This is a genomic window from Arcicella sp. GW822-FHT02H01 (assembly GCF_058802005.1).
The window spans coordinates 2197284-2220870 of record NZ_JBXANT010000001.1; the positions used below are offsets into that span (position 1 = coordinate 2197284).

General features: G+C 36.7%; 20 protein-coding genes. 10 read left to right on the forward strand and 10 right to left on the reverse strand.

The genetic code is table 11. From position 1 onward, the window contains the following. The first annotated feature begins 77 nt into the window (after window positions 1-77). The 5 genes from AC1RNE_RS09360 to AC1RNE_RS09380 all read left to right on the forward strand — a co-directional run bounded on the left by AC1RNE_RS09360 (window position 78) and on the right by AC1RNE_RS09380 (window position 4130). Window positions 78-917 carry an SDR family oxidoreductase gene (locus AC1RNE_RS09360; protein WP_492800728.1) on the forward strand — a complete coding sequence of 280 codons (840 nt, stop codon included), beginning with the start codon at window positions 78-80 and terminating at the stop codon, window positions 915-917. 134 nt (window positions 918-1051) lie between these two features. Then, on the forward strand, window positions 1052-1543 hold the full coding sequence (locus AC1RNE_RS09365; RefSeq protein WP_492800729.1) for a KdsC family phosphatase: 492 nt from the start codon (window positions 1052-1054) through the stop codon (window positions 1541-1543). 141 nt (window positions 1544-1684) lie between these two features. After that, entirely contained in the window at window positions 1685-2590 is a 906-nt protein-coding gene (locus AC1RNE_RS09370; RefSeq protein WP_492800730.1) for an N-acetylneuraminate synthase family protein, read from the forward strand. A 253-nt stretch (window positions 2591-2843) separates the two neighbouring features. Continuing rightward, on the forward strand, window positions 2844-3755 hold the full coding sequence (locus AC1RNE_RS09375) for a sterol desaturase family protein (protein ID WP_492800731.1): 912 nt from the start codon (window positions 2844-2846) through the stop codon (window positions 3753-3755). After that, a complete protein-coding gene (locus AC1RNE_RS09380; protein ID WP_492800732.1) occupies window positions 3756-4130 on the forward strand; it encodes a DMT family transporter in 375 nt (124 codons plus the stop codon). Here AC1RNE_RS09380 and ribD read toward each other — a convergent pair. Further along, window positions 4111-5163, reverse strand: a complete 1053-nt coding sequence (gene ribD, locus AC1RNE_RS09385; protein WP_492800733.1) for a bifunctional diaminohydroxyphosphoribosylaminopyrimidine deaminase/5-amino-6-(5-phosphoribosylamino)uracil reductase RibD — start codon at window positions 5161-5163, stop codon at window positions 4111-4113. The two genes, AC1RNE_RS09380 and ribD, sit on opposite strands and share 20 nt — an antisense overlap. A gap of 19 nt (window positions 5164-5182) precedes the next feature. Here ribD and prmC point away from each other — a divergent pair, with 19 nt between their 5' ends. After that, window positions 5183-6043: a peptide chain release factor N(5)-glutamine methyltransferase gene (gene prmC / locus AC1RNE_RS09390; RefSeq protein ID WP_492800734.1), complete on the forward strand. Its 861-nt coding sequence runs from the start codon at window positions 5183-5185 to the stop codon at window positions 6041-6043. Window positions 6044-6132: 89 nt separating this feature from the next. On the opposite strand, the gene AC1RNE_RS09395 is transcribed toward prmC, so the two are convergent. The 3 genes from AC1RNE_RS09395 to AC1RNE_RS09405 all read right to left on the reverse strand — a co-directional run bounded on the left by AC1RNE_RS09395 (window position 6133) and on the right by AC1RNE_RS09405 (window position 9377). Next, window positions 6133-6975, reverse strand: coding sequence for an endonuclease/exonuclease/phosphatase family protein (locus tag AC1RNE_RS09395; protein ID WP_492800735.1), 843 nt, complete (start codon window positions 6973-6975; stop codon window positions 6133-6135). Between the two features lie 305 nt (window positions 6976-7280). Further along, window positions 7281-7484, reverse strand: coding sequence for a cysteine-rich CWC family protein (locus AC1RNE_RS09400; protein WP_309915465.1), 204 nt, complete (start codon window positions 7482-7484; stop codon window positions 7281-7283). 57 nt (window positions 7485-7541) lie between these two features. Next, entirely contained in the window at window positions 7542-9377 is a 1836-nt protein-coding gene (locus AC1RNE_RS09405) for an ABC transporter ATP-binding protein (RefSeq protein WP_492800736.1), read from the reverse strand. Between the two features lie 525 nt (window positions 9378-9902). Between AC1RNE_RS09405 and AC1RNE_RS09410 the strand changes: the two genes are divergently transcribed. Genes AC1RNE_RS09410 through AC1RNE_RS09420 form a run of 3 tightly spaced genes read left to right on the forward strand, consistent with a single transcriptional unit; the run spans window position 9903 to window position 12785 of the window. After that, window positions 9903-11087, forward strand: coding sequence for a glycosyltransferase family 87 protein (locus AC1RNE_RS09410; protein WP_492800737.1), 1185 nt, complete (start codon window positions 9903-9905; stop codon window positions 11085-11087). After that, window positions 11069-12028: a glycosyltransferase family 2 protein gene (locus AC1RNE_RS09415; protein ID WP_492800738.1), complete on the forward strand. Its 960-nt coding sequence runs from the start codon at window positions 11069-11071 to the stop codon at window positions 12026-12028. The genes AC1RNE_RS09410 and AC1RNE_RS09415 overlap by 19 nt, the downstream gene beginning before the upstream one ends. Continuing rightward, window positions 12003-12785, forward strand: a complete 783-nt coding sequence (locus tag AC1RNE_RS09420; RefSeq protein ID WP_492800739.1) for a polysaccharide deacetylase family protein — start codon at window positions 12003-12005, stop codon at window positions 12783-12785. The genes AC1RNE_RS09415 and AC1RNE_RS09420 overlap by 26 nt, the downstream gene beginning before the upstream one ends. Here AC1RNE_RS09420 and AC1RNE_RS09425 read toward each other — a convergent pair. From AC1RNE_RS09425 to AC1RNE_RS09440, 4 genes are all read right to left on the reverse strand, one after another. Next, a complete protein-coding gene (locus tag AC1RNE_RS09425) occupies window positions 12757-13500 on the reverse strand; it encodes a glycosyltransferase family 2 protein (RefSeq protein WP_492800740.1) in 744 nt (247 codons plus the stop codon). The genes AC1RNE_RS09420 and AC1RNE_RS09425 overlap by 29 nt on opposite strands. Before the next feature lie 16 nt (window positions 13501-13516). Next, on the reverse strand, window positions 13517-14005 hold the full coding sequence (locus tag AC1RNE_RS09430) for an NADH-quinone oxidoreductase subunit C (RefSeq protein ID WP_492800741.1): 489 nt from the start codon (window positions 14003-14005) through the stop codon (window positions 13517-13519). Between the two features lie 5 nt (window positions 14006-14010). Continuing rightward, a complete protein-coding gene (gene nuoB, locus AC1RNE_RS09435; protein ID WP_309915445.1) occupies window positions 14011-14565 on the reverse strand; it encodes an NADH-quinone oxidoreductase subunit NuoB in 555 nt (184 codons plus the stop codon). 87 nt (window positions 14566-14652) lie between these two features. After that, on the reverse strand, window positions 14653-16947 hold the full coding sequence (locus tag AC1RNE_RS09440) for a T9SS type B sorting domain-containing protein (RefSeq protein WP_492800742.1): 2295 nt from the start codon (window positions 16945-16947) through the stop codon (window positions 14653-14655). Window positions 16948-17330: 383 nt separating this feature from the next. Here AC1RNE_RS09440 and recG point away from each other — a divergent pair, with 383 nt between their 5' ends. After that, window positions 17331-19427, forward strand: coding sequence for an ATP-dependent DNA helicase RecG (recG, locus tag AC1RNE_RS09445; RefSeq protein ID WP_492800743.1), 2097 nt, complete (start codon window positions 17331-17333; stop codon window positions 19425-19427). Between the two features lie 70 nt (window positions 19428-19497). Here the strand turns inward: recG and AC1RNE_RS09450 are convergent, their stop codons facing one another. After that, a complete protein-coding gene (locus AC1RNE_RS09450; protein ID WP_492800745.1) occupies window positions 19498-21390 on the reverse strand; it encodes an amidophosphoribosyltransferase in 1893 nt (630 codons plus the stop codon). 472 nt (window positions 21391-21862) lie between these two features. Beyond that, window positions 21863-23506, reverse strand: coding sequence for a carboxylesterase/lipase family protein (locus tag AC1RNE_RS09455; protein ID WP_492800746.1), 1644 nt, complete (start codon window positions 23504-23506; stop codon window positions 21863-21865). Window positions 23507-23587 lie beyond the last annotated feature (81 nt).

Below are 23587 nucleotides of genomic sequence, written 5' to 3' on the forward strand. Positions count from 1 at the left end.
TTAACATATTGATAAACAACATATCAATATTGTTTATTTTACATAACCTGCTTGATTTTAGATACGTTAAATTATTTATGGAAAATACAATCACAAGTCCTGATTTGAACCTCCCTCAATTGTTTTCTTTAGAAGGAAAAACAGCTATCGTAACGGGTGGAACTGGACTTATCGGTAAAAAGCATTGCGAAGCGTTAATAGCTGCTGGATCCAATGTAGTAGTAGCAGACATTGCACAGGCAAACCCACAAAAATTTGCGGAAAGCTTAGGCGAAAAAGCGATAGGAATAAGCATAGATGTTACTGACGAAGCATCTTTGCAAAATGCTAAACAAGCAATCATCGCTCGTTTTGGTTCGATAGATGTTTTGGTAAACAATGCCGCTATCAATGATATGTTTGAAAACCCTGAGCTTGCAGCAGAACTTTCGGCTTTTGAAAAATATCCGATAGCATCTTTCCGCAAGTCGCTAGAAGTAAATGTTTTAGGGGTGTTTTTATGCTCACAAATATTTGGCTCTGTCATGGCTGAACAAGGGAGTGGAAGTATTATCAACATCGCTTCTACTTACGGAATCGTTGGGCCAGACCAAAGCATTTACCGCAACGAAGCAGGCGAGCAGTTATTTTTCAAATCGCCGTCGTATCCAACAACCAAAGGAGCCATTATCAATTTTACAAGATATTTAGCGGCTTATTGGGGCAACAAAGGCGTAAGAGTAAATACGCTTTCGCCTGGTGGCGTAGGCAATGCGCAAGATGAATATTTTGTAAAGAATTATTCGGCTAAAACTTTATTAGGAAGAATGGCTACTGCCAATGACTACCAAGGAGCCTTAATTTACCTAGCCTCAGATGCTTCTGCCTACATGACAGGCGCAAACTTGGTAGTAGATGGTGGTTGGACGGCTATATAATTTTGATTTAGTGAATGAGTGATTTAGTGATTTTTTTAGTTCTGAATAGTTTAATCAGTACATAGTTAATTTATAATTATTAAAAAAATCACTCATTCACTAAACCACTAAACCACTAAATCACTAAATAAAACATGGATATACACGAAAAAGCAAAGCATATAAAACTTCTGATTACTGATTGTGATGGTGTTCTGACAGATGCAGGCGTTTATTATGGTGAGAATGGTGAGGTATTAAAAAAATTCAATATCCGTGATGGAATGGGTGTAGAAAGACTTCGTAAGTCAGCCAATGTGGAAACTGCTATTATCACAGGTGAGGTTTCTCCTTCGGTGGTGAAAAGAGCTGAAAAGCTAAAAATCACAGAATTGCACCTAGGTATCAAAGACAAATTGGCTATTCTAACACAGATAATGGTTAGCCGTAATCTTACTAAAAACAACATTGCCTACATCGGCGATGATGTAAATGATATTGAAATTATGCAACATGTGGGGCTAACAGCTTGTCCTAATGATGCCATTAGTTTTACCAAAGAAGTAGCCGATTATATCTGCGAAAACAAAGGTGGCGAAGGCTGTTTCAGAGAGTTTGCAGAATTGATTATTGCGGCACAATCTTAATTGATTTTTAAAAATTTAACAATAATGTCTTCCAGAGATTGTATAAATCTGATCATTTATACAATCTCTTATCCCCAAAGACATCAATACTTTTCTAACAAACCTTCCTCGGGGGTCAGGGGGTTTTTACGTCCATTATCAATGAAAAACGTTATATTATCATCAGGAAAAGTTATCGGTAAAGGTGAGCCATGCTACATTATTGCCGAAATCGGAATCAATCACAACGGTTCTTTAGACGTTGCAAAACAATTGGTTGACGAAGGCGCAAATGCTAAAGCAGATGCTGTAAAATTTCAAAAAAGAACACCTGAATTATGTGTTCCGCTTGACCAATGGGAAATCCAACGTGATACTCCTTGGGGAAGAATGTCGTACATCGACTACAAACGTAAAACTGAATTTGGCAATTTAGAATATTCAGCCATCGACCAGCACGCTAAGCAAAGAGGTATCGACTGGTTTGCATCACCTTGGGATGTCGAGTCGGTTGATTTCTTAGAATACTTTAGCCCAGTATTATACAAATTAGCTTCGGCTTCTTTAACTGACTTAGAATTAATCGAAAAAATTCTTCATACTGGTCGCCCATTAATGATTTCAACGGGAATGTCAACCGTAAAAGAGATTATCGAGACAGTGGCTTTCATTCAAAACTTTGATGAAAACTATCCATTGATGATTGCTCATTCTACTTCAGCTTATCCATGCAAACCAGAAGAATTGAATTTAAGCATGATTAAAACGTTGGGTGAAATGTTCCCAGACACGCCAATTGGTTATTCTGGTCACGAAACAGGCTTGGCTACGACTGTAGCGGCTGTGGCTTTAGGAGCTACTTTTGTGGAGCGTCATTTCACACTAGACCGTGCTATGTGGGGTTCTGACCATGCTGCTTCAGTAGAGCCTCAAGGGTTATCTCGTTTGGTAAAAGACATCCGTGACGTAGAAATTGCAGTAGGTGATGGCGTTAAAAAAGTATATGAAGCTGAGATTTCTCAAATGAAAAAACTTAGAAAACATATTTCTGCTGAGTATTCTGCTTAATTTCAATGAAATTATCAGCGTTTTTCTGATGAGCGTCTATTTTATTAGCATAAATTGATTAAAAACAATACATTTTTCGTTAAGAGGTAGAGGCTTCCCAAAGTTTGCTACCTCTTAATTTCTACAAACTCATGATAAGTAAAAGTAATTAGTGGAAATTCTTTTTCCAGCACAACAACATTATACGACCAATATGAATCTCTTAACAATAACCACTTCAATATTAATATGTTGGATAATTTTTATTATTCTAATGGAAAGGTTATATCCATATCGTAAAGGGTTAAAGCTTTTCAGAGAAGGCTTTTGGGTGGATTTAGTTTGGTACACGATTATTCAGAGTTTTTTTCTTAAAATTCTTATTTTTGATTATATCATTCAGCCTATCAATACAAGTTTCGATTGGTCTGAATACCAATTTGTTAAGCATTGGTCAGTTCCAGTACAAGTTCTCTTTTTTCTGATTACACACGATTTTTATATTTATTGGTTTCATCGCTTTCAGCACTCCAATAAATTTTTCTGGAGAACACATGAAGCACACCATTCTGGAAAAGAAGTTGACTTTTTAGAAGGTTCACGTTCACACGTTGTAGAAATTATTATTAATCAAACCATTGAATTTCTACCCATCATTGTGTTAGGTGCTGACCCTGCTGTGCTACCGATTAAAGCCTTATTAGATGCTATTTTTGGCATGTTTATTCATGCGAATATTAATGTAAAATTGGGTAAATGGAAATATATTTTCAACTCTCCAGAGTTGCATTTATGGCATCATTCCAATTATCAAGAAGTGTTTCATGCTAATTTCTCAACAAAATTTGCCTTTTGGGACTATCTTTTTGGTACAGTGTATTTCCCAGGGCATAAGCCAGGCAATGAGCGAGAAAATTGGGGATTATATTATGACTATCCGAAAGACTATTTCTTACAGCATGCTTTTTCGGTTAAACGTTTCGACGAAAAGAAATTATTACGCTTTAAATGGTTCGCAAGGTATTATAACCTTCGCCCTACCATTTTGAAAAAAATCACTCATTGGATTGAAGATATTGAACATTATTTCCTCATTGAAAACTCGAGTATGAATTATCGTAGAATAGAGCAACACAAAATAGAGGAAAATAAAGATTCAACTAATCGACCCTCAGACCTTACATAAATGGCTTGGATATACCTTATTATTGCTGCTTTGTTTGAAGCAGCATGGACTTTCTCATTAAAGTTATTTAGTTTTAAAGATATTAAAGCACTTCCCTTAAACAAGTATTTTGCTACAGAAGGAATTGTAACGCTAATGCCATTCGTGGGTTATATTGTTTTTGGATTAGCCAACGTTTATTTTTTCTCAGTTGCACTCAAAACAGTTCCCACAGCTACGGCAATGGCCGTATGGACGGCAGCCACACTGATTTTTATTAAAATAGCCGAAATAGCTTTCTTTAATGAAAAATTAAACTGGTTTGAAGTCTTTTTTATCATGCTAATTACGGTAGGAATTATTGGTTTGAAAGTAGTTAGCGGTAAAGTCTCGTAAGAACATTATCGCTACCAAGGTTTTCTTTTACCATGGTAACACCCTTAATCCTTGGGGCAGTAATGCCCGTCTCCAAGGTTTTCTTGCTTTGTAATACAATTGCTTCGTCCCATAGATTGGCATCAATAAAACTTTGCAATAATTTACTACCTCCTTCAACAATCAACGATTGTACTTTCCGTTGCGCTAAATCTTGTATAATAGACTGTAAAAAGACTGTTTCAGCCGCTATTTTCACAAAAACAACATTGTTTTCTTCTTTATTTGCTAACAAATTATAGCAAATAGTAAGCTGTGAGCCATCAAAGATATGCAAGGATTTGTCTAAGGTGAGGTCTTTATCTATTATGATTCTTAAAGGACTTTTACCAGTCCAAAAGCGGGTATTTAGACTAGGGTTATCATAGCGAGCGGTATTAGTGCCGACCATAATAGCATCTTCTTCACTACGCATTTTATGGACAACCCTTCTGGAAAGTGCATTAGAGATTTGAACAGCTTCAAAATTCTCTTTAGCAATAAACCCATCAGCAGTTTCTGCCCATTTCAAGATAATATACGGTCGTTGCTTTTCCATCAAAGTGAAAAAACGTTTATTCAATGCTCGTCCTTCTTCTGCTAAAATTCCCGTCTCTACTGCTATTCCCGCAGCTTGTAGCTTGGCAATGCCCTTTCCTCCTACCAGTGGGTTTGAATCTACATTACAAATGATTACTCGTTTGACGGCATGCTTTACTAGTAAGTCGGCACAAGGAGGGGTTTTGCCAAAATGTGAACAAGGTTCAAGCGTAACATATACATCAGCTTCTGTCAACAAAGATTTATCTATTACCGAATTTATAGCATTTACTTCTGCATGGGCTTCTCCATACTTTTTGTGCCAGCCTTCACCAATTAATTGCCCATTATGTACAATTACGCAACCTACCATTGGATTGGGTGAAACAGTGCCTGCTCCTAAACGAGCTAATTGCAAAGCACGAGCCATCCATATTTCAGGCTCATTAGCGTAATTTTCTTTGTAACTTTGCATAAATTTTATTAATCATTTTATGTCTGCAAAAACCCTTTTTCAACAATTAGTATCCGAAATTAGTGCTGTTTATGATGAAAACGAAGTAAAAAGCATCGTTTATTTGGTATTAGAACACTTTCAAGGTATTTCTAAAACAGATATTTTATTGGATAATCCACTAAAAGAGGTTTTTGATTATCAAGAGATTATCACCCGACTCAACAATCATGAACCTGTTCAGTACATTATTGGCGAAACGGAGTTTTATGGAAGAACATTCAAAGTAAGTCCTGCTACTTTAATTCCCAGACCAGAAACAGAAGAATTAGTTGAACTAACATTAAATACTTTTCAAGATTTAGCAAAGAATAATTTGATTGTATCGAATCCGAAAGTATTAGACATTGGTACGGGCACAGGTTGTATTGCTATTTCTGTGGGAGGCGGTATTGATAATGCCTCAGTTACTGCTTATGATGTATCTATTGAAGCCCTGAAAATTGCTCGTCAGAACGCAATAAATAACAAAGTAAAAGTAAATTTTGAAGAAGTAAACTTTTTAGATGAATCAAAGTATGATTCACTGCCTACATTTGATATTATTCTTTCTAACCCTCCTTATGTTACTAATTTTGAAAAGCAGGAGATGGAGAAAAACGTATTAGCCTACGAACCACATTTGGCTCTATTTGTAGAAGACAACAATCCATTGATTTTCTATAAGGCTATTGCCAAATTTGCCAAAAAACATTTATCGATAAATGGATTTTGTATCGTAGAAATTAACCAATCATTTGGTTTAGACACAGCAGCTTTATTCTGGGACGAAGGTTTTAGCAGTGTTGAGGTAGTGAAAGACTTTTTTGGAAGAGATAGAATGGTGAAAGCATTAATGTAGCTATGGGCTTTCGGTCATCGGCTTCCGGCTATCAGTTCAACATAAAATAGCTGATAGCCGAAGACTGATGACCGAAAGCCGATAGCCTACTAAAATGCAAGCTGTGCAAATACAGCATGATGGTCTGATGCAAAACGACCATTCCATGTATTACTTAGTGTTCCGTGCTTCAATACTTTTATTTTATCAGTATTCAGAAAAATATAGTCTATCAGTTTTCCTTCTATTTCTTTAGCCTGAAATCCATTAAAAGTACTTACTGGTCCAAAATGTGGTGTTAAAGTAACTTTCTCCGTATCAATTAATCCTGCATTGATGATAACGGTTGGCTCTTCTGTAGGAGTGCTGTTGAAATCTCCAGTTAAAATAACAGGAATTTTAGCATCAACTGCTTTGATTTTAGCAACCAGCATTTTAGCACTTTCACGACGAGCTACCTGACCAATATGGTCGAAGTGAGTATTGAAGAAATAGAATACTTTCTTAGTTTTATTGTCTCTGAATTTGGCATAAGTAACAATACGGTTCAACGCTGCATCCCAACTTTTGCTTGGTACATCAGGCGTTTGGCTCAGCCAAAAAGTATTGCTTTCCAATATTGTAAACTTATCTTTTCTGTAAAAGATGGGCGAAAACTCCCCTCCTTCTTTAGCATCATCACGCCCTACGCCTACATAGGAATAATTAGGAAGCAATCTGGTTAAATCTCTAATTTGTCCAACTAATACCTCTTGCATTCCACAAATATCTGCTTCGTAAAAATCTAGCATACTGCTAAGATTTTCCTTGCGCTTAGCCCATTGGTTTTCTCCATCCTGCACAGTTTCCATACGGATATTGAAAGTCATTACATTTAATTTTTGTTGTGAATAACTGCTCATAGAAGTACTTATGAAAAGTATTAATAGCAGAGAATAGAAAGAAGTTTTCATTTGCTGACTGTTTGAGATTTTTCAGCAAAGCTATTCATTTTCGATGTCAGACCTGACCTGATGTAGATGAAATTTGTGTAAAGGAATTTTTGAAGGGGACTTTAGGATTATTAGACTTTAGGACTTGAAGATGTAAGACGAAAGATATTAGATGCTAGATTTAAGACCTAAGATACTAGACACAAGACTTAAGACATAAGATACTAGACAATAGATTTAAGACACAAGGTACTAGACACAAGATTTAAGACATAAGATATGCTTGTCTAAAATCACCCGAAAGCTGAAAGCCGACTTCCGAAAGCCTAAGACACTTCCGCTTTCAGTTCCTCTAAACATTCATTACACAAGCACGCACCGTCAAATTCCCACTGACTAATGTCTGAAATGTGTTCTATTTGGGTTTTGCTCAGGTTAATTTTCATGCAGTCGCACTGTAAGATATTATTTACCTTACAGATAAAAACTTTCCCACATCTCGGGCAACCTTCTTGAGCGTGCTTTTCCATGATAAATTATTTAAGAACCCTAACCTTACGAGTTTACGAAGTGTAGCTAATAGCTATCTACGTTTCCTGCATACTGTTTAACTTCTTATAAAATCCATTTTCGTTTTCTAAAAGTTCACTATGGGTTCCTCTTTCTACAATCTTTCCATGATTAATAACCAAAATTTCATCTGCATGTTGAATCGTGCTAAGCCTGTGTGCAATTACTAGCGTAGTACGATTTTTCATTAAATGCGTTAAAGCTTCCTGCACCAATTTCTCCGATTCTGTATCTAAAGCAGAAGTAGCTTCATCAAGAATCAAAATCGGAGGATTTTTCAACACTGCTCTGGCAATGCTTAATCGCTGACGTTGTCCGCCCGAAAGCCTTCCTCCACGGTCGCCAATAAAGGTTTCATAGCCATCAGCCAACTGGGTAATATATTGATGTGCATTGGCAATCTTAGCGGCTTCTTCTATTTGTGCATGACTAGCTACAGAACCAAAAGTAATATTATTGGCTACACTATCATTGAACAAAATAGATTCTTGGGTTACAATACCGATTTGCTTGCTTAAAGATGCTAATTTAATATGCTTTAGGTCTATGCCATCCATCAAAATTTGCCCTTCCGTAGGGTCATAAAATCTTGGTAATAGGTCAGCAAGGGTTGATTTCCCTCCGCCTGACGTACCGACCAAGGCAACAGTTTTCCCTTTCTGAATTTTGAACGAAATATTATCCAATACTTTTCTTCCAGTTTGGTATTCAAAGCTTACATTTTTGAATTCAATCTCTTCTTTAAACTCAGGGATATTAATGGCATCTTTGGCATCTTGAATAGCAGGTACGGTATCAATCAATTTCAAGATTCTTTCTGCCGAAGCTATTCCCCTTTGTATTCCACTAAAGGCATCTGCAATTACTTTGGCTGGACGCATTACTTGTGAAAACAAAATGATAAAAGAAATAAACGTTGAAGCACTTAGGCTTTCGTCGTTATTAATGACTAAGGTGCCTCCGTATAATAAAATACCAGCAATAACGGTTACTCCCAAAGCTTCGGAAACGGGGGATGTCATTTCCTGACGATATACCATGCGTAATACAGCAGCTTTATAGCCGTAATTCTCTGCTTTGAAACGTTCAGCTACAACCTTTTCAGCATTAAATCCTTTTACGATTCTCATTCCTCCGAATACTTCGTCGAGTGTACCAATCATAGCACTTTGGCGTTCTTGAACATCACGAGCAGCCCTGCGTAGGCGTCTACTGATGGTCGCAATTACACCCCCTGATATAGGTAAAATCAACAAGGAGAACAAGGTTAGTTTTACCGACATATTAAACAAGAAAACAAAGTACATAATCAAGGTAAAAACCTCTTTGAAACTCGCCGTAAAAGCTCTACCGACTGAATTTTCAACCTCTTGTACATCCGTAGTAAGATGAGCCATCAAATTGCCTTTTCGTTCATTGTTAAAAAAACCGAAATGTAGGTTAAGGGTTTTCTCAAAAATGGCTTGACGCAACGAAGCAATGGTTTGTGCCTCTACTGTTTTGAGGATTCTTTGAGAAAAATATCGAAAGATATTTGAGCATACAACCGATACTACAATAGCGATACAGGCAAACTTTAATGCCCCCATTCTACCGTACAAATCAATGATTTGGTAGAAGTAATAATTAAAGATTTCTTTGAAGTAATCTGATTCAAGCGAGAACTCAGGTTTTTTGCTAAACTTCGCTAAATCAACAGTTTGCACTTTATCAAACAGAACATCAAGCAAAGGAATCAGTAGCGTGAAGTTTAAAATGCCGAATAAACTCGCCAGTAACGAAAACAAAAAATATGGAAATGCAAACACCCTTAGAGACTCTGCATATTGAAGAATACGAAAGTAAGTTTTCAATGAAAATTGTTTCAGATTTGAAAGTAAAAGCAAAAATAACCGCTACAAATTTAGTAAAATGTATTGACTATTTCTGCTTTGATAAATATCTGCAATATAGTACTTGAATGATTAGGCAAAAAACACTAAATTGTGAAAGATAAATATTAATTTTGTTTAGAAACTTCCACTAAGGTTTCGAAACCTCTTTTGAATATATACTAATTGCTTTTATGATTAAATCCTTAAAACTATCAAAGCCTTTTTCTGTCATTGGAATAAGGTTTTCTCAAGTAGAATCTGTTCTCAACATATTCTACTCTTTCTGGCAAAAGGTTTTCTTGAATCCTGTGTTTCAGCGCAATTCTTCTCAGAATTTGTCTTATCATTTTTGTTATGCCCAGTCCAACCTTATTGAACAAATTAACGTCAATAATAGCACTTTGCCGTTTCTATCTTAATAAACTTCATGTTTGTTAAATCATAGCACGATTATTGAATATAATAAGGTAAAACTAATTGCTCAAAGGAAACACATACAATAGAATGACATTTTCTGTTCTGAAAGACAAAAGAAAACTACTTCCAATTTTGTGGTTTTTACTGCCTGTTGTTGCTGGCTTTATGAAATGGCGACTTCATTCAATAAATAATTACAATATTTTTAAAGGGGTATTTACTCACCTGATACACTCTTATAATTTATACGAACTATACCCACAGGAATATTTTGATTCTAATCATTATGGACCATTATTTAGTTTGATTATTATGCCTTTTACATTCATTCCTGATGTAATCGGTATTCCGCTGTGGGTAGCATTTCATGCATTTGTACTTTACAAAGCTTTTGCTTTGTTACCTATAAAACCAGCCTATCAATGGATTTTATTAGCTATTTGTATTGTCGATTTAAACACTTCATCTCATAATTTACAAGTAAACCCAAGCGTGGTAGCTTTGATAATACTTTCATGGTATTATGTAAAGAAAGACCAAGTAATATGGGCAACTCTTTTTGTAATGATTGGCGTCTTTGTGAAGTTGTATGGTATAGTCGGACTGGCCTTCTGGGTATTTTCAGATAGCAAGCTAAAATACATTGGCTATGCTATTATGTGGGCGGTTATCCTTTTTGTTTTACCGATGGCAATAAGCTCACCTGAGTTTATCGTACAATCGTATTACGATTGGTTTAACAGCTTGGTTCATAAAAATATTGAAAATCAAGGCGTTGCAAATGGTGTTGGTACAAGTATGCAAGATGTTTCGCTGATGGGACTAGTAAGAAGAGTAGGCAGTTTTCCGAACCTCTCTAATCTGTTCTTTCTTATCCCTGGTTTTATTTTACAAGTACTTCCTCTATTAAGATTTAAACAATATAAAAACTTACTCTTTCAATTAAGATACCTTGCTTCCTTATCCATTTTTGTAGTCATTTTTTCATCATCATCCGAATCCCCAACTTTTATTATTGGGGTGGCTGGTGTGGCAATCTGGTTTATTACACAGGCACACCCTGTAGAACGATGGGTTTGGATTTTACTTTTTACAGTTGTTGCCTTCACTTCGCTTTCAGCAACGGATATTCTGCCAGCTTGGTTGCGAATGAAGTTTATCGTTTACTCAATTAAGGCCTTTCCATGTTGCTTGGTTTGGTTTGCGTGTATTTATCAACTTCTTTTAAGTGAAACCTCAGAAATTAAATCATTATGGATCAGTCAAGAATAAACATTTGTATCCTGTCGGCGGCATACAATGAGGGTGAAAACCTATTAGTTTTTTATCATGCCGTCAAAAAAGTAATCGATAAATTACCTTATACGTTCGAGTTTTGTTTTGTAAATGATGGCAGTAAAGATGATACGCTATCAGTGATTAGAGCCCTAGCAAAAAAAGACGAATCAGTAAAGTATATTTCTTTTTCAAGAAATTTCGGGCAACAGATAGCCTTAAAGGCTGGTATTGATACCATCAATGCTGATGCTATTATTATGATGGATAGCGACTTACAGCATCCCCCAGAAATGATTCCAGATTTGATTGACATTTGGCTTTCTAAAAATGTAAACATGGTCAATACGCTTCGTGAAGAAGACCAAGATTTATCATGGTTCAAAAGACAGTCTAGCAAGAATTTCTATAAAATCCTGAATAAAGTAAGTGACCTAGAGCTAGAACCTGGACAAGCTGATTTCCGTTTGATTGACAGACAGGTAACTGAAACTTTGAAAAACACCAAAGAACAAGATGTGTTTTTAAGAGGAATGATTCAGTGGATTGGCTTTGACCAAGCGACTATTAAGTACAAAGCCAACAAACGTTTTGCTGGAGAAAGTAAATATACTTTTTCAAAAATGTTGCGTTTAGCATTGGCTGGCATTACATCATTCAGTATTAAGCCATTATATACGGCTATTTACATGGGTTTCTTTATTGCCTTTTTATCATTTTTGTACTTACCTTATGTAATGTATAGCCTTGCTATTGGCAAAGCCGTTGATGGCTGGGCTTCGCTATTGGTAACAGTAGCATTTTTTGGAGGATTAAATTTAATCGTATTAGGGGTTTTAGGAATTTATATTGGCAAGATTTTAATCCAAAATAAAGAAAGACCTTTGTACATTGTTCAAGAACAGAATATTCATGAAAATAGCCTTGTTGAGTTTTGATGTAGAAGAATTTGATATGCCCTTTGAATATGGTGGGGTTCCGCCTATGGAAGAGCAAATCGCGACTTCTAATCAAGGTTTACAATCCATTGTTTCAGTATTAGATAAATATCAAGCTACGGCTACCTTTTATTGTACGGGAGTATATGCTTTGGCAAAAACAGCACAGATTAAGGAATTAAGCAAAAAGCATGAGATTGCTTCGCATAATCATTATCATTCTAGCCATAAAAAAGAAGATTTAAGTACGTCAAAAGCTATTCTGGAAAATATTATCCAACAAGCAATTGTTGGGTTTAGAATGCCTAGGATGGCACCTGTTTCGGATAAAGATTTGCTGGATGCTGGCTATTTATACAATGCGTCTATCAATCCAACGTATTTACCAGGGCGATACGATTATCGTCATATTTCTCGTACATTTTTCACGCAGAACAACCTGATTCATTTCCCTGCTTCGGTTTCGCCTGCTTGGCGAGTACCTTTGTTTTGGATAGCCTTTCATAACTTCCCGTTGTCGTACTTTTTCTCTTTATGTAAAAAAGTAGTAGAAGCCGACGGCTACTTGCATTTGTATTTTCACCCGTGGGAATTTACAGACTATACTGATTTACCAAACGGGGCTAAATATCCTTTCTATTTACATAGAAATAACGGCAAAAAAATGTTGGAGCGATTCGATAAGCTAATGGCTTTTTTACAAAAAGAAGGCTTTGAGTTTAAAACCACTAAAGATTTTTTGCTTCCTTCAGTTTAGCATATTTAATCACGGGATTCATGGCAGCAAGCAAAGCCCACATAAAACCCGCATAACCGTCTAAACAAGAGCCTTTCAGTAGGTAAATTTTTAAGAAAGTAATCGGAAAGCGAGTAACGATGGTGGCAACGGAGGCTTTTTTGCCACGTTCTGCCAGCGTTTTTGCCCCTAGTGAAGTATATTTATTGAATTTATTGAAATAGTCTGTCAAATCTCGGTAGCTATCGTGTAGGATATGATTTTTCAGTACGCCTACTTTCCCTCGAATCTCTACACTTTCGTGTACGTGTTCAGTATTCCAATTACCAAAATTTCGGTTGAAAAGTCTGAGTGTAAGCCTTTTATATTCTCCGCTAAAACGCAAGAGCTTCCCCAGAAAGATTAAAGAACGAGGAATTTTATAGGCTTGATACGGCGTCTCCTCTAGCGAAAGATTTTGTATTTCTTGTTGCAGAGCAGCACTTAGTTCTTCGTCATCATCCAGTGAAAGTATCCAATCGTTACTAGCTTGAAGCGTAGCAAAGTTCTTCTGAACACCATAGTTATCAAACTTTCTGTAGATAACTTTTGCATTAAATCGCTCGGCTATTTTAAGCGTTTTATCACCACTGCCCGAATCGACTATCACGATTTCATCTGCCCAAGCTACCGTTTCCAATACTTTAGCCAATGTTTTTTCGGAATTAAAAGTAATCAGTACAACACTTATTTTCATTGGATAGGAGGAGGAATCAATATTTTACTTGGATACCATGATAGTATTCTTGAGCCTGATAATCTTTTCGAAGGGGATGTCCATCCCAATCTTCTGGTAGTAAAATTCTTCTTAAATCTGGATGACCTGTGAATTCAATTCCCATTAAATCAAAGGCTTCTCTTTCATGCCAATCGGCCGTTTTCCAGATATTACTAACAGAAGGCACTTTTGGCAAAGCTTCTCCTTTTTCATTTCTAGCGAAAACCACTTTTAACATCAGTTTGTGTTCGTAAGGAATTGAATAAAGGTTATAGATTACCTCCATCGTTTCTTTTTCAACACCATTATCCAACCCTGTCAGGCAAGATAGCATATCAAAATAGCAATCTTCATGTTCAAGCATTAATTGACAAACTTCCGCAATGTTTTCCGTAGGCACAGTAATACATTGGTGGTCAGCTTGGAGAATGATTCCTTCTCCAAATTTCTCCATCAGAATATCTTTAAAGTTTTCTATTTTCATCTTGCTTAGGCATTAATGGCAAATGCTGGTTTTTGGTTTCTGGCTTCTTCCTCTTCCATGTCTAATAGTGCTTTGGGCGCTACTAAACTTTCGCTTCTAATTTTTTCTTGCAGTTTCAAAAAACCACCAATCAAGGCCTCGGGGCGAGGCGGACAACCCGGTACATATACATCTACAGGAATGATTCTATCCACACCTTTCACTACATGATAGCCGTGTTCCCAATAGGGGCCTCCGCAATTTGAACAACTCCCCATCGAAATTACGTAACGAGGTTCAGGCATTTGTTCATAAAGACGACGGATACGGTCGGCCATTTTGAAAGTAACTGTTCCTGCTACAATCATTACATCTGATTGACGAGGGGAAGGTCTTGGAAAAACCCCAAAGCGGTCTAAATCATAGCCAGAGGCCATTGTCTGCATCATTTCAATAGCACAGCAAGCCAAACCAAAGCCCATAGGCCAAAGCGAACTTAAGCGTGCCCAGTTGATAAGGTCATCTACTTTGGTAATAACAACGCCACCTTCATTGAACTGTTGATCGAGTAATCCTTGCATAATGATTTAGATTTGTAGGGCTAAAAATGTTGTCCCCGACTGCAAATTTAATCTCATTCCTGCATTTTACTGCTCTCACCCTTAAAATTATCTGACAATGGTTAAATATCCTGTGATGGGACGAATATCTGCATCGGCTTTTATCACGTAATAATAAGTGGCTGCTGGTAAACTAGCATTATCTATTCGCCCATTAAATGGGTTAGAGGAATAACTCAGGGTACTAAAAATTTCGTTGCCCCAGCGATTATAAATTTTCACTTCTGCATTCGGATATTCTTCGATGCCCTCTAGTTCCCAAATATCGTTTACGTTGTCTTGATTAGGTGTAAAGCCCGACGGTACAATAATCTTGGCTTTTACTTTTACCAAAATATTATCGCTGCTAGTGCAGGTACTAGCACGTGAGCTCACTTTCAACACATACTCAGTAGATACAGTAGGCGAAGCAACGGGCATGGGAACGCGACTGTTATTCAAACCACTTTCAGGCGACCACTCATAAATTAAGTTATTATCAAATCCTCCGCCCGTGATACTTTTCAAGGTAATGGTATCTCCTTTAAAAATAACGATGTCATTCCCAAGCAATACCTTGGGAGGCAAGTCAACAAAAACGATTCTGGTCAGTTTAGATACACAGCCAAATTCATTTGTGTATTGATAGGTAATAGGCGATTGTCCATAAACTAATGGCGTATATGCCGTGCCACTGACATTCATACCTATAAATTTGGCTTTGGTAGCATCATAAGGATTTACATAATTGAGTAAATTAAGCTTGGTAGTGGTTGAGCCACAAAAAGGAAGGATGGTATCAAACTTGATGGGCGTTAAGGGATTTACAGTTAGTTTTACCGCATCTGACATTTTCTTACAGCCATTTTCGTCCGTCACTAATACTTTATAAACGCCAGAGGTTAAAACATTAAATTTATTATCTGTTGCATTTTGAATAGCAACATCATTCTGATACCAAGCGTATTGTAAATTATAACCAGTATTGGCAGTAAGTGGGATAGAATCTTTCTGGCAAATTACTTGCTTTCCCGTAGCATTTGATAACATAGCATCTGGCAAAGCGAATATTGTTACACTAGCTTTAGGCTCGTATTCACAAACGCCCCCTATTTGGGTCATCCTACTAACATACTCTCCTGATAAATTAACATCAAGTATATGGCTATTATTGGTGATATTAGTGGTACTCCGCGACCATTGGTAGCTAAAATCACTCGGAGTAAAAGCACTTCCATCTTGTTTCTGAATGGTTAACTTAATTGGAATTTCATTAAAACAGGCTTTCTTGGCATCAGGATTAATTACATATTGTTCTCCAGCTACTTTGTTTACTATTGTTATTTCTGAGGTGGTAGACTCACTACAACCAGTATTATAACCAATTACTACCGTATATTTTCCAGCTTCATTGATTTTGATTCTATAATCTTTTTCATTACTAAGATTAACATTGTCTTTTTGCCACTGATAGGTATATCTTGCATCTAATGCTGTCGCAATTTCTACAAATCCATAATCACAAAAATCTATTGATGCAGTATGTGTTTTGACGGGCGATAAATCTTTGAAAATATCGGGCTTGGCAGGAGGGTCAAAACAGTCAATGACTTTAAACTGAAAATCTCTTCGGGATTGCCCAATTACAACACCATTTCTGATTTCTTCAACCAATACAGAATACACAAAAAGTCCTAGTTCGGTAGCTGTCACCGTAATTATTCCCTGATTATCTATTTTCATTCCTTGTGCATTGGCTGGAATAGCAGTATTGGCAGTATATCCGTTGTTCCAAGTAATTAAAGGGATGTTAGAAGCACCTTTAGGGTCAGGTATAGCATTGTTACCATTACTAAATCCACGATAAGGAGTTACAAAAGAGTATCTTAATTGGTCACCGTCTGCATCGGTTGCCGAGTTATCAAATTTAAAGGGTTTGCCTTTACAAATATATTCGCCATTAGGGGTTGAGAATTGTGGAGAAGAATTAACAAAATCGCTCCCATTTTTTTTCAAGGATGGAAATTCTAAATAGAATAGCATACCTGTATTTTGGGGATTGTTAATATTATTGGCCGAATTTCTACAACACCTATCATAAACGATATAATAACCTTGGTCATCGGAATAATCAACTGGGTTTAGGTACACATTGTCAATATAAGTGATGTCGGTAATGTTCAGCCCTTGATTGGTAGCACAAGCAGCATTGCTGTAAATAAACGGAATACCATTTAAATTATAAGAATACAGGATAAGTGATTGCATCAAGGCATTATCTCTTTTCCTGAAAATACCGACTTTCAATCCATTGTCTTCTTGTTGAGATGCTTTTCTGACTGCATTGTCGAAATAGAGATGCATAGTTAGGGTAAACCAACCGTGTATATTCCCTTTGACGAGGTCGAAATTACCCCCGAGAATATGATTGGCTCTGAGCTGAAAGCTATTTAAAAAGCAGAGAACGCAAAAAATTGCAACGTAAATTTTCTTCATAGTTTTTGGATTCGAGAGTGTCATTGTATTTAAAAAGTGTAGAGGGGAAGTATTAATTAGTATATTCTCTTTAGAGATTCAGAGGGCTTAAAGTTAATATTTTGATATAAAAATCAGTATTTTCACATAATTGTTTATCATCTATCTAAAATATTGTATTTCCTGTGAACAAATAGAGGCAAATATGTTCTTCCAGAAATTCAATATAAGACTACTAACTTACTAATAACGTTGCGATTAAGAGCAAAATTATGCAAAACAATTTTTTCGATACCCGCATAGAGATTCTCAAAGGTGTAGGTGCTGCAAGAGCCCTACTACTCAATACCGAATTGCAAATTTTCACCTATGCCGACTTGATTCAATACTATCCTTTCAGGTATGAAGACCGTACTAAATTCCATACAATAGCCGACTTATATGAAGGAATGGAGGTAGCACAAATAAAAGGAAGGCTACATTTTATGGAGAAAATGGGCGAAGGCCATAAGGCTCGTCTTACTGCCCAATTCTCTGATGGAACGGGTACGATGGAATTAACGTGGTTTCAAGGAGTAAGTTTTTTAGAGAAAAAGTTAAGACCTAATTCAGAATATGTTATTTATGGCAAACTAGCCTTCTTTCAAGGTCGCCCACAAATGCAACATCCCGAAATGGAATTGCTAAACCCAACCAATGAAAAAGGAGGATATTTTCAGCCAGTATATGGTTTAACCGAAAAGCTAAAGAAACGCTATATAGATTCTAAAGTAATTGCGACGATGCAACGCAATTTATTAGACATCTCTTATGCACAAATTCGAGAAACATTGCCTGAAAATATCAGACAAAAATTCCGTTTGATAGAAAAGAAAGATGCTGTTTATAATATTCATTTGCCCATGTCAGAAGCTTGGTTGCATCAAGCTAGACGCAGGTTGAAATTTGAAGAACTTTTCTATAATCAGCTCAGGCTTATCAAACAAAAGCTGAATAGAAGGACTGATTATAAAGGACAAGTTTTTAAGAGTACTGGTTTAGTAACAGAATTTTACAAACATCATCTTCCTTTTGATTTAACTAATGCCCAGAAGCGTGTAATCAAAGAGATTTTTGAAGATATGAAATCGGGCAAACAAATGAACAGGCTTTTGCAAGGTGATGTAGGTTCTGGAAAAACCATTGTTGCTTTCATTTGTATGCTTTTGGCAATAAGCAATGGATGTCAGGCATGTATTATTGCGCCTACCGAAATTTTAGCAGACCAACATTATCAAGGCTTAAAAGATTTTGCCGATTCATTAGGCATTAAAATTGATAAACTGACGGGGTCGGTTCGTAAAAAAGCACGGGGTGGTATTCATGAAGGACTTTTGGATGGCTCGTTGAGTATCCTCGTAGGAACACATGCCATTTTAGAGGATATTGTACAATTTCAAAACTTAGGTTTTGTAGTTATTGACGAACAACATCGTTTTGGTGTAGCACAAAGAGCCAAACTTTGGGAGAAAAACTCAGTTATTCACCCACATATTTTGGTCATGACGGCCACTCCTATTCCAAGAACTTTGGCCATGACGCTGTATGGAGATTTGGATGTTTCTATCATTGATGAATTGCCTAAAGGTCGAAAGCCAATCAAAACTGTTCATCGATATGATTCGCACCGCCTAAATGTGTTTGGTTTTATGCGTGATGAAATCAAGAAAGGGCGACAAGTATATGTGGTGTATCCCTTGATTGAGGAGTCTGAAAAACTAGATTACAAATACTTGGCTGATGGCTATGAAAGTATAGTAAGGGCTTTCCCTGAATACCATATTAGCATAGTTCATGGAAAAATGAAGCCAGCGGATAAAGATTTTGAGATGCAACGCTTTATCAAAAAAGAAACGCAAATTATGGTAGCAACTACCGTGATTGAGGTTGGCGTAAATGTGCCTAATGCCTCTATCATGGTGATTGAAAGTGCCGAGCGTTTCGGATTATCACAGTTACACCAATTACGCGGACGTGTAGGGCGTGGAGCTGAACAAAGTTATTGTATTTTGATGACGGATGTAAAGCTTTCTAAAGATACCCGTATTCGTTTAGAAACCATGGTAAGAACTACAGATGGCTTTGAAATTGCCGATGTAGATTTACAATTGCGTGGTCCAGGTGATTTATCAGGTACGCAACAAAGTGGTGTAATAGATTTACTCATTGCAGACCTAGCTAAAGATGGCGAAATATTAAGGGTAGCCAGAGAATGTGCTACGGCCATCTTGGAAGAAGACCATGACTTAGACCTACCACAAAATGCGATGGTTAAAGAACAGATAGAACAACAAAAAGCAAATGCTAGTAATTGGGCTAGGATTAGTTAATGATAAACAAAAACGACTTGCCGAAGATGATTCAGCAAGTCGTTTTTATTTATTTTATATCGATACTCTACTAATAAGCTCTCATCTCAACACCCTTCATAAAGTTCACAAACGCAGTATTTACTACTTTGTTACCTCCCGGTGTTGGATAATTACCTGTAAAGTACCAGTCTCCTGTATCATTCGGACAAGCCTTGTTTAAACTATCAACTGTTTGATAAACAATTGCTAATTCAGCTTTCAAGTCTTTTGGTTTTACTAACTCAGCAATTTTATCAGAAATTTCTTCCGTTGTAAACGGTTCATAAATGGCTTTTACAAAATTCTCTTTATGAGCAGTTCCTAATTCTATTGCTGTTAAACAACGTCCTAGTGTGTCTTCTAGCACATCATCCATATTTCTTTCAACCAATAATTGATAAGCCGCACGGAAAGCTACAAATTCTTTCATACGTGACATATCTATGCCATAGCAATCAGGGTAACGAATTTGTGGGGCTGAAGAAACAATAACGATTTTCTTTGGTCCTAGCTTATCCAATAACCTCACGATAGAACGTTCCAAGGTAGTTCCACGCACGATTGAGTCATCAATTAATACTACATTATCAACGCCTTTCTTGATTACCTCAAAAGTAGTATCATATACATGAGCTACCATGTCATTACGGTCGGCATCATTGGTAATAAATGTTCTTAGCTTAACATCCTTAGAAATCAATTTCTCGACTCTTGGACGGAAAGTAAGCAAATCTTCAAGGTCTTTTTCAAACAAGACACCTTCCATGATAGCTTTTTTACGCTCTTTGGCAAGATAGTCTTCCAATCCTTCAATCATTCCCAAAAAGGCCGTTTCGGCAGTATTAGGAATATACGAGAATACTGTATTCTTAAGGTCGAAGCTTACCTCTTGGAGTACCTGAGGAATCACTAAACGGCCTAATTGCTTACGTTCTGCATAAATATCTGGATCTGAAGCTCTTGAGAAATAGATGCGTTCGAAACTACAAGATTTTCTTTCGATGGGCTCGATGAATTGTTTTTCAGAATAATCTCCTTTTTTATCGATGATTAAAGCGTGTCCTGGTTGCACCTCTTTAATATCTTCATAATTACAGTTGAAGCTTGTTTTAATAGCTTGCTTTTCAGAAGCTACTACTACTACTTCGTCGTCGGCATAATAAAATGCTGGTCTGATTCCTGCGGGGTCACGGGCTACAAAAGCTGCACCGTATCCTGTCATTCCACACATCGCATATCCACCATCAAAATCACGGCAAGAACGCTGTAATACTCGTTGTAAATCTATATTATCTTGGATAACATCCGATAATTCTGGATTATTATACTCGCTTTTGAAATACTCGAATTGGCGTTGGTTTTCTTCGTCCAAAAAATGTCCGATTTTCTCCATTACCGTTACTGTATCTACCTTTTCTTTAGGGTGTTGCCCTAGTGAAACGAGTTTATCGAACAACTCTTCAACATTTGTCATATTGAAGTTTCCAGCCATTACTAAGTTTCTGCTTCGCCAGTTACTTTGTCTGAGCATCGGATGACAGTTCTCTATTTCATTCTGTCCGTGTGTTCCATAACGAAGGTGTCCTAAAAATACTTCGCCAGAAAAAGCCACATTTTCTTGAATCCAATGAGCATCTTTAGCTTTGTCTTTGTTGTCCTTCAGAGCCTTTCGGAATTTCTTGTAAATCTTTCCAAAAATATCAGGTACTGCATTTTGTTCTACTGAACGATAGCGACTGATATAACGGTGACCTGGAGGAACATCAATCTTGATGTTAGCAACCCCTGCACCGTCTTGTCCTCGGTTTACCTGCTTTTCCATCATCAAATACAATTTATTCAGACCGTACAGCGGCGTGTTGTATTTGTTGATATAATACTGATAGTCTTTCCGAAGACGGATTAGCGCTATCCCGCACTCGTGTTTAATTGCGTCAGACATGACTTTGATTATATTTTTTTTGAATTATTAGAACCTATTTTTTTGAAAATAAAGTTCCCTAAACCAATGTATTTAATGTCAAATGGTTCTGGTAAGAATTCGCAATAAATCTCAGATTAAAAAAAAATTAAAGATGGGTTATTTTTCTGTAAGCAAAATTACAGATATAACTTTGAAAAAAGCAAATTTTAAGGATTCATTAACACTATTTTTTGCAATCATTTTTAAAATTGTAACTATTCTTAGATTTAGTTAAAATATTAGTGTTTATCTGTTAAGACTATAGGATTGCAGGATTTAGGACTAAAGGATGCTAGACTAAAGATACTAGAATTTAAGACACTAGATACTAGACCTTATACTATTACTAAAAAGGACTGTCTCGATATATAATATCTTCAAATTTTCTTGGATGGATATTACTTATTAAGACAGTCCTTTAAATTTTCACTATTTATTTCTTTTGATATTCTTATTTCTTCTGATACTCTTTGTCTAAAAACAAATAACGATTGTCATTTGGCGTTTTGATGGCTTTTGATTGTACTTTAATAATCATCACATCTGGATTAGCCTCGTCTTTAGCCACTGGCCAATTTTCTAAACCTGCTCCGTTCGGATTTCCCGTTTTAATAAAGTTGGCAAAGTAATTTTGCATCGTTTGCGACACTTTATAATCGTCTTCGTTCCAATCATAAGTAGTATTGCCTGCTAAATTACCCATAGCATATTCAATCTCTGCTGAGTGAACAGCACCTTTTGGCTTTGGTGGTTTCGGTGCATTCTTATCTCTTTTCACTACTCCCCCAGCTAAGGCAGCCTCAAGGTCTTGCGCTTTCATGTCGGGTCTAGGATGTGCATAAAAATAACGATATACTGGCTGTGTGCTATTTTTGCGGTGTTCGTCAAACCATTTCCAAGTAGAATAAGCAATAAAGCGGTCGCCAGCCAATGCCGTTGCCGACTGTTCTGTTTCTTCGGCTGTACCTACAGGGTATAATTTCAACACTTCTTGTGCTTTATCTCCGTACAATTCTTTTACGGTATTGGTATACACTTCCGCAGTAGCTTCTTTTCCTTTTGTTAAAGCCTTATAATTCATTTCTTCCGAGTTCCAACCTAGTAATAATGGTACATTAGCATGTTCTTTACTAGCGTAAATCTCTGGTAATGTTTTTGGCAAAAAGTATCCATCAAGCGTTGATTTGAAATTCCATACCCCAAATTCCATCATTTTCTGATAAACCTCATAGGTTGTCATTGCACGCAATTCTTTCAAAGTACTCACTCCTGCTTTTTGAGCAAAAGCAACCCCTATTTTTTCTCCTTCTTGTAAAGTAACAGCTGCTAATGTTGGGAAAACTAATCCGCCACTTTCGCCAATAGCACCTGCAATTAAATTTTTAGATAATGGCGAAACCACTTGCGCACTTACTGAAACTGAACCAGCAGACTCGCCTGCTATCGTAATTTTGTTAGGATCTCCGCCAAAATTAGCAATATTAGCTTTTACCCATTTCAACGCCGCGTTTTGATCTAAATAGCCATAATTACCTGAAGCTTTATGAGAAGATTCTTTGGTAAGCTCAGGATGTGAGAAAAAACTAAAAATGCCCAATCTGTAATTCAAAGTAACCGTAACGATTCCTTTTTTCGACATACTTTCGCCATCATATCTTGGTTCAGAGCCATCCCCTGCGATAAAGCCTCCGCCATAGAAATATACTAACACTGGCAATTTTTCCTGACTACTTACTTTGGGTGTCCACACGTTTAAGTATAAACAATCTTCGCTCATGCCATTACTTCTAAAGCCCATGTCTCCAAAAATAGCAGGCTGAATGGCTTTAGGGCCAAATTGCTTAGTTTCCAAAACGCCCGTCCAGTTTTTGACAGGCTGAGGTTCTTTCCACCTTAAATCACCAATGGGTGGCTGGGCAAAAGGAATACCCTTGAAACTATGCGTATTCGTACGAACATCAAATTCACCTTCTACAATGCCATTCACCGTTTTGGCTTGAATAGGCAATACATATCCGTTTTTGAGCGATTGAGCAGTAATGTTTAGATTCATTAATACACAGAGTAAGCATAACAGTCTGATGCTAAATTTCATTTTATTTGTTAGTTTTACGAAAGATTGAACTTATTGTCTCATTTTGTGACAATAATAAAGTGATTTATAGAAAAATACAAT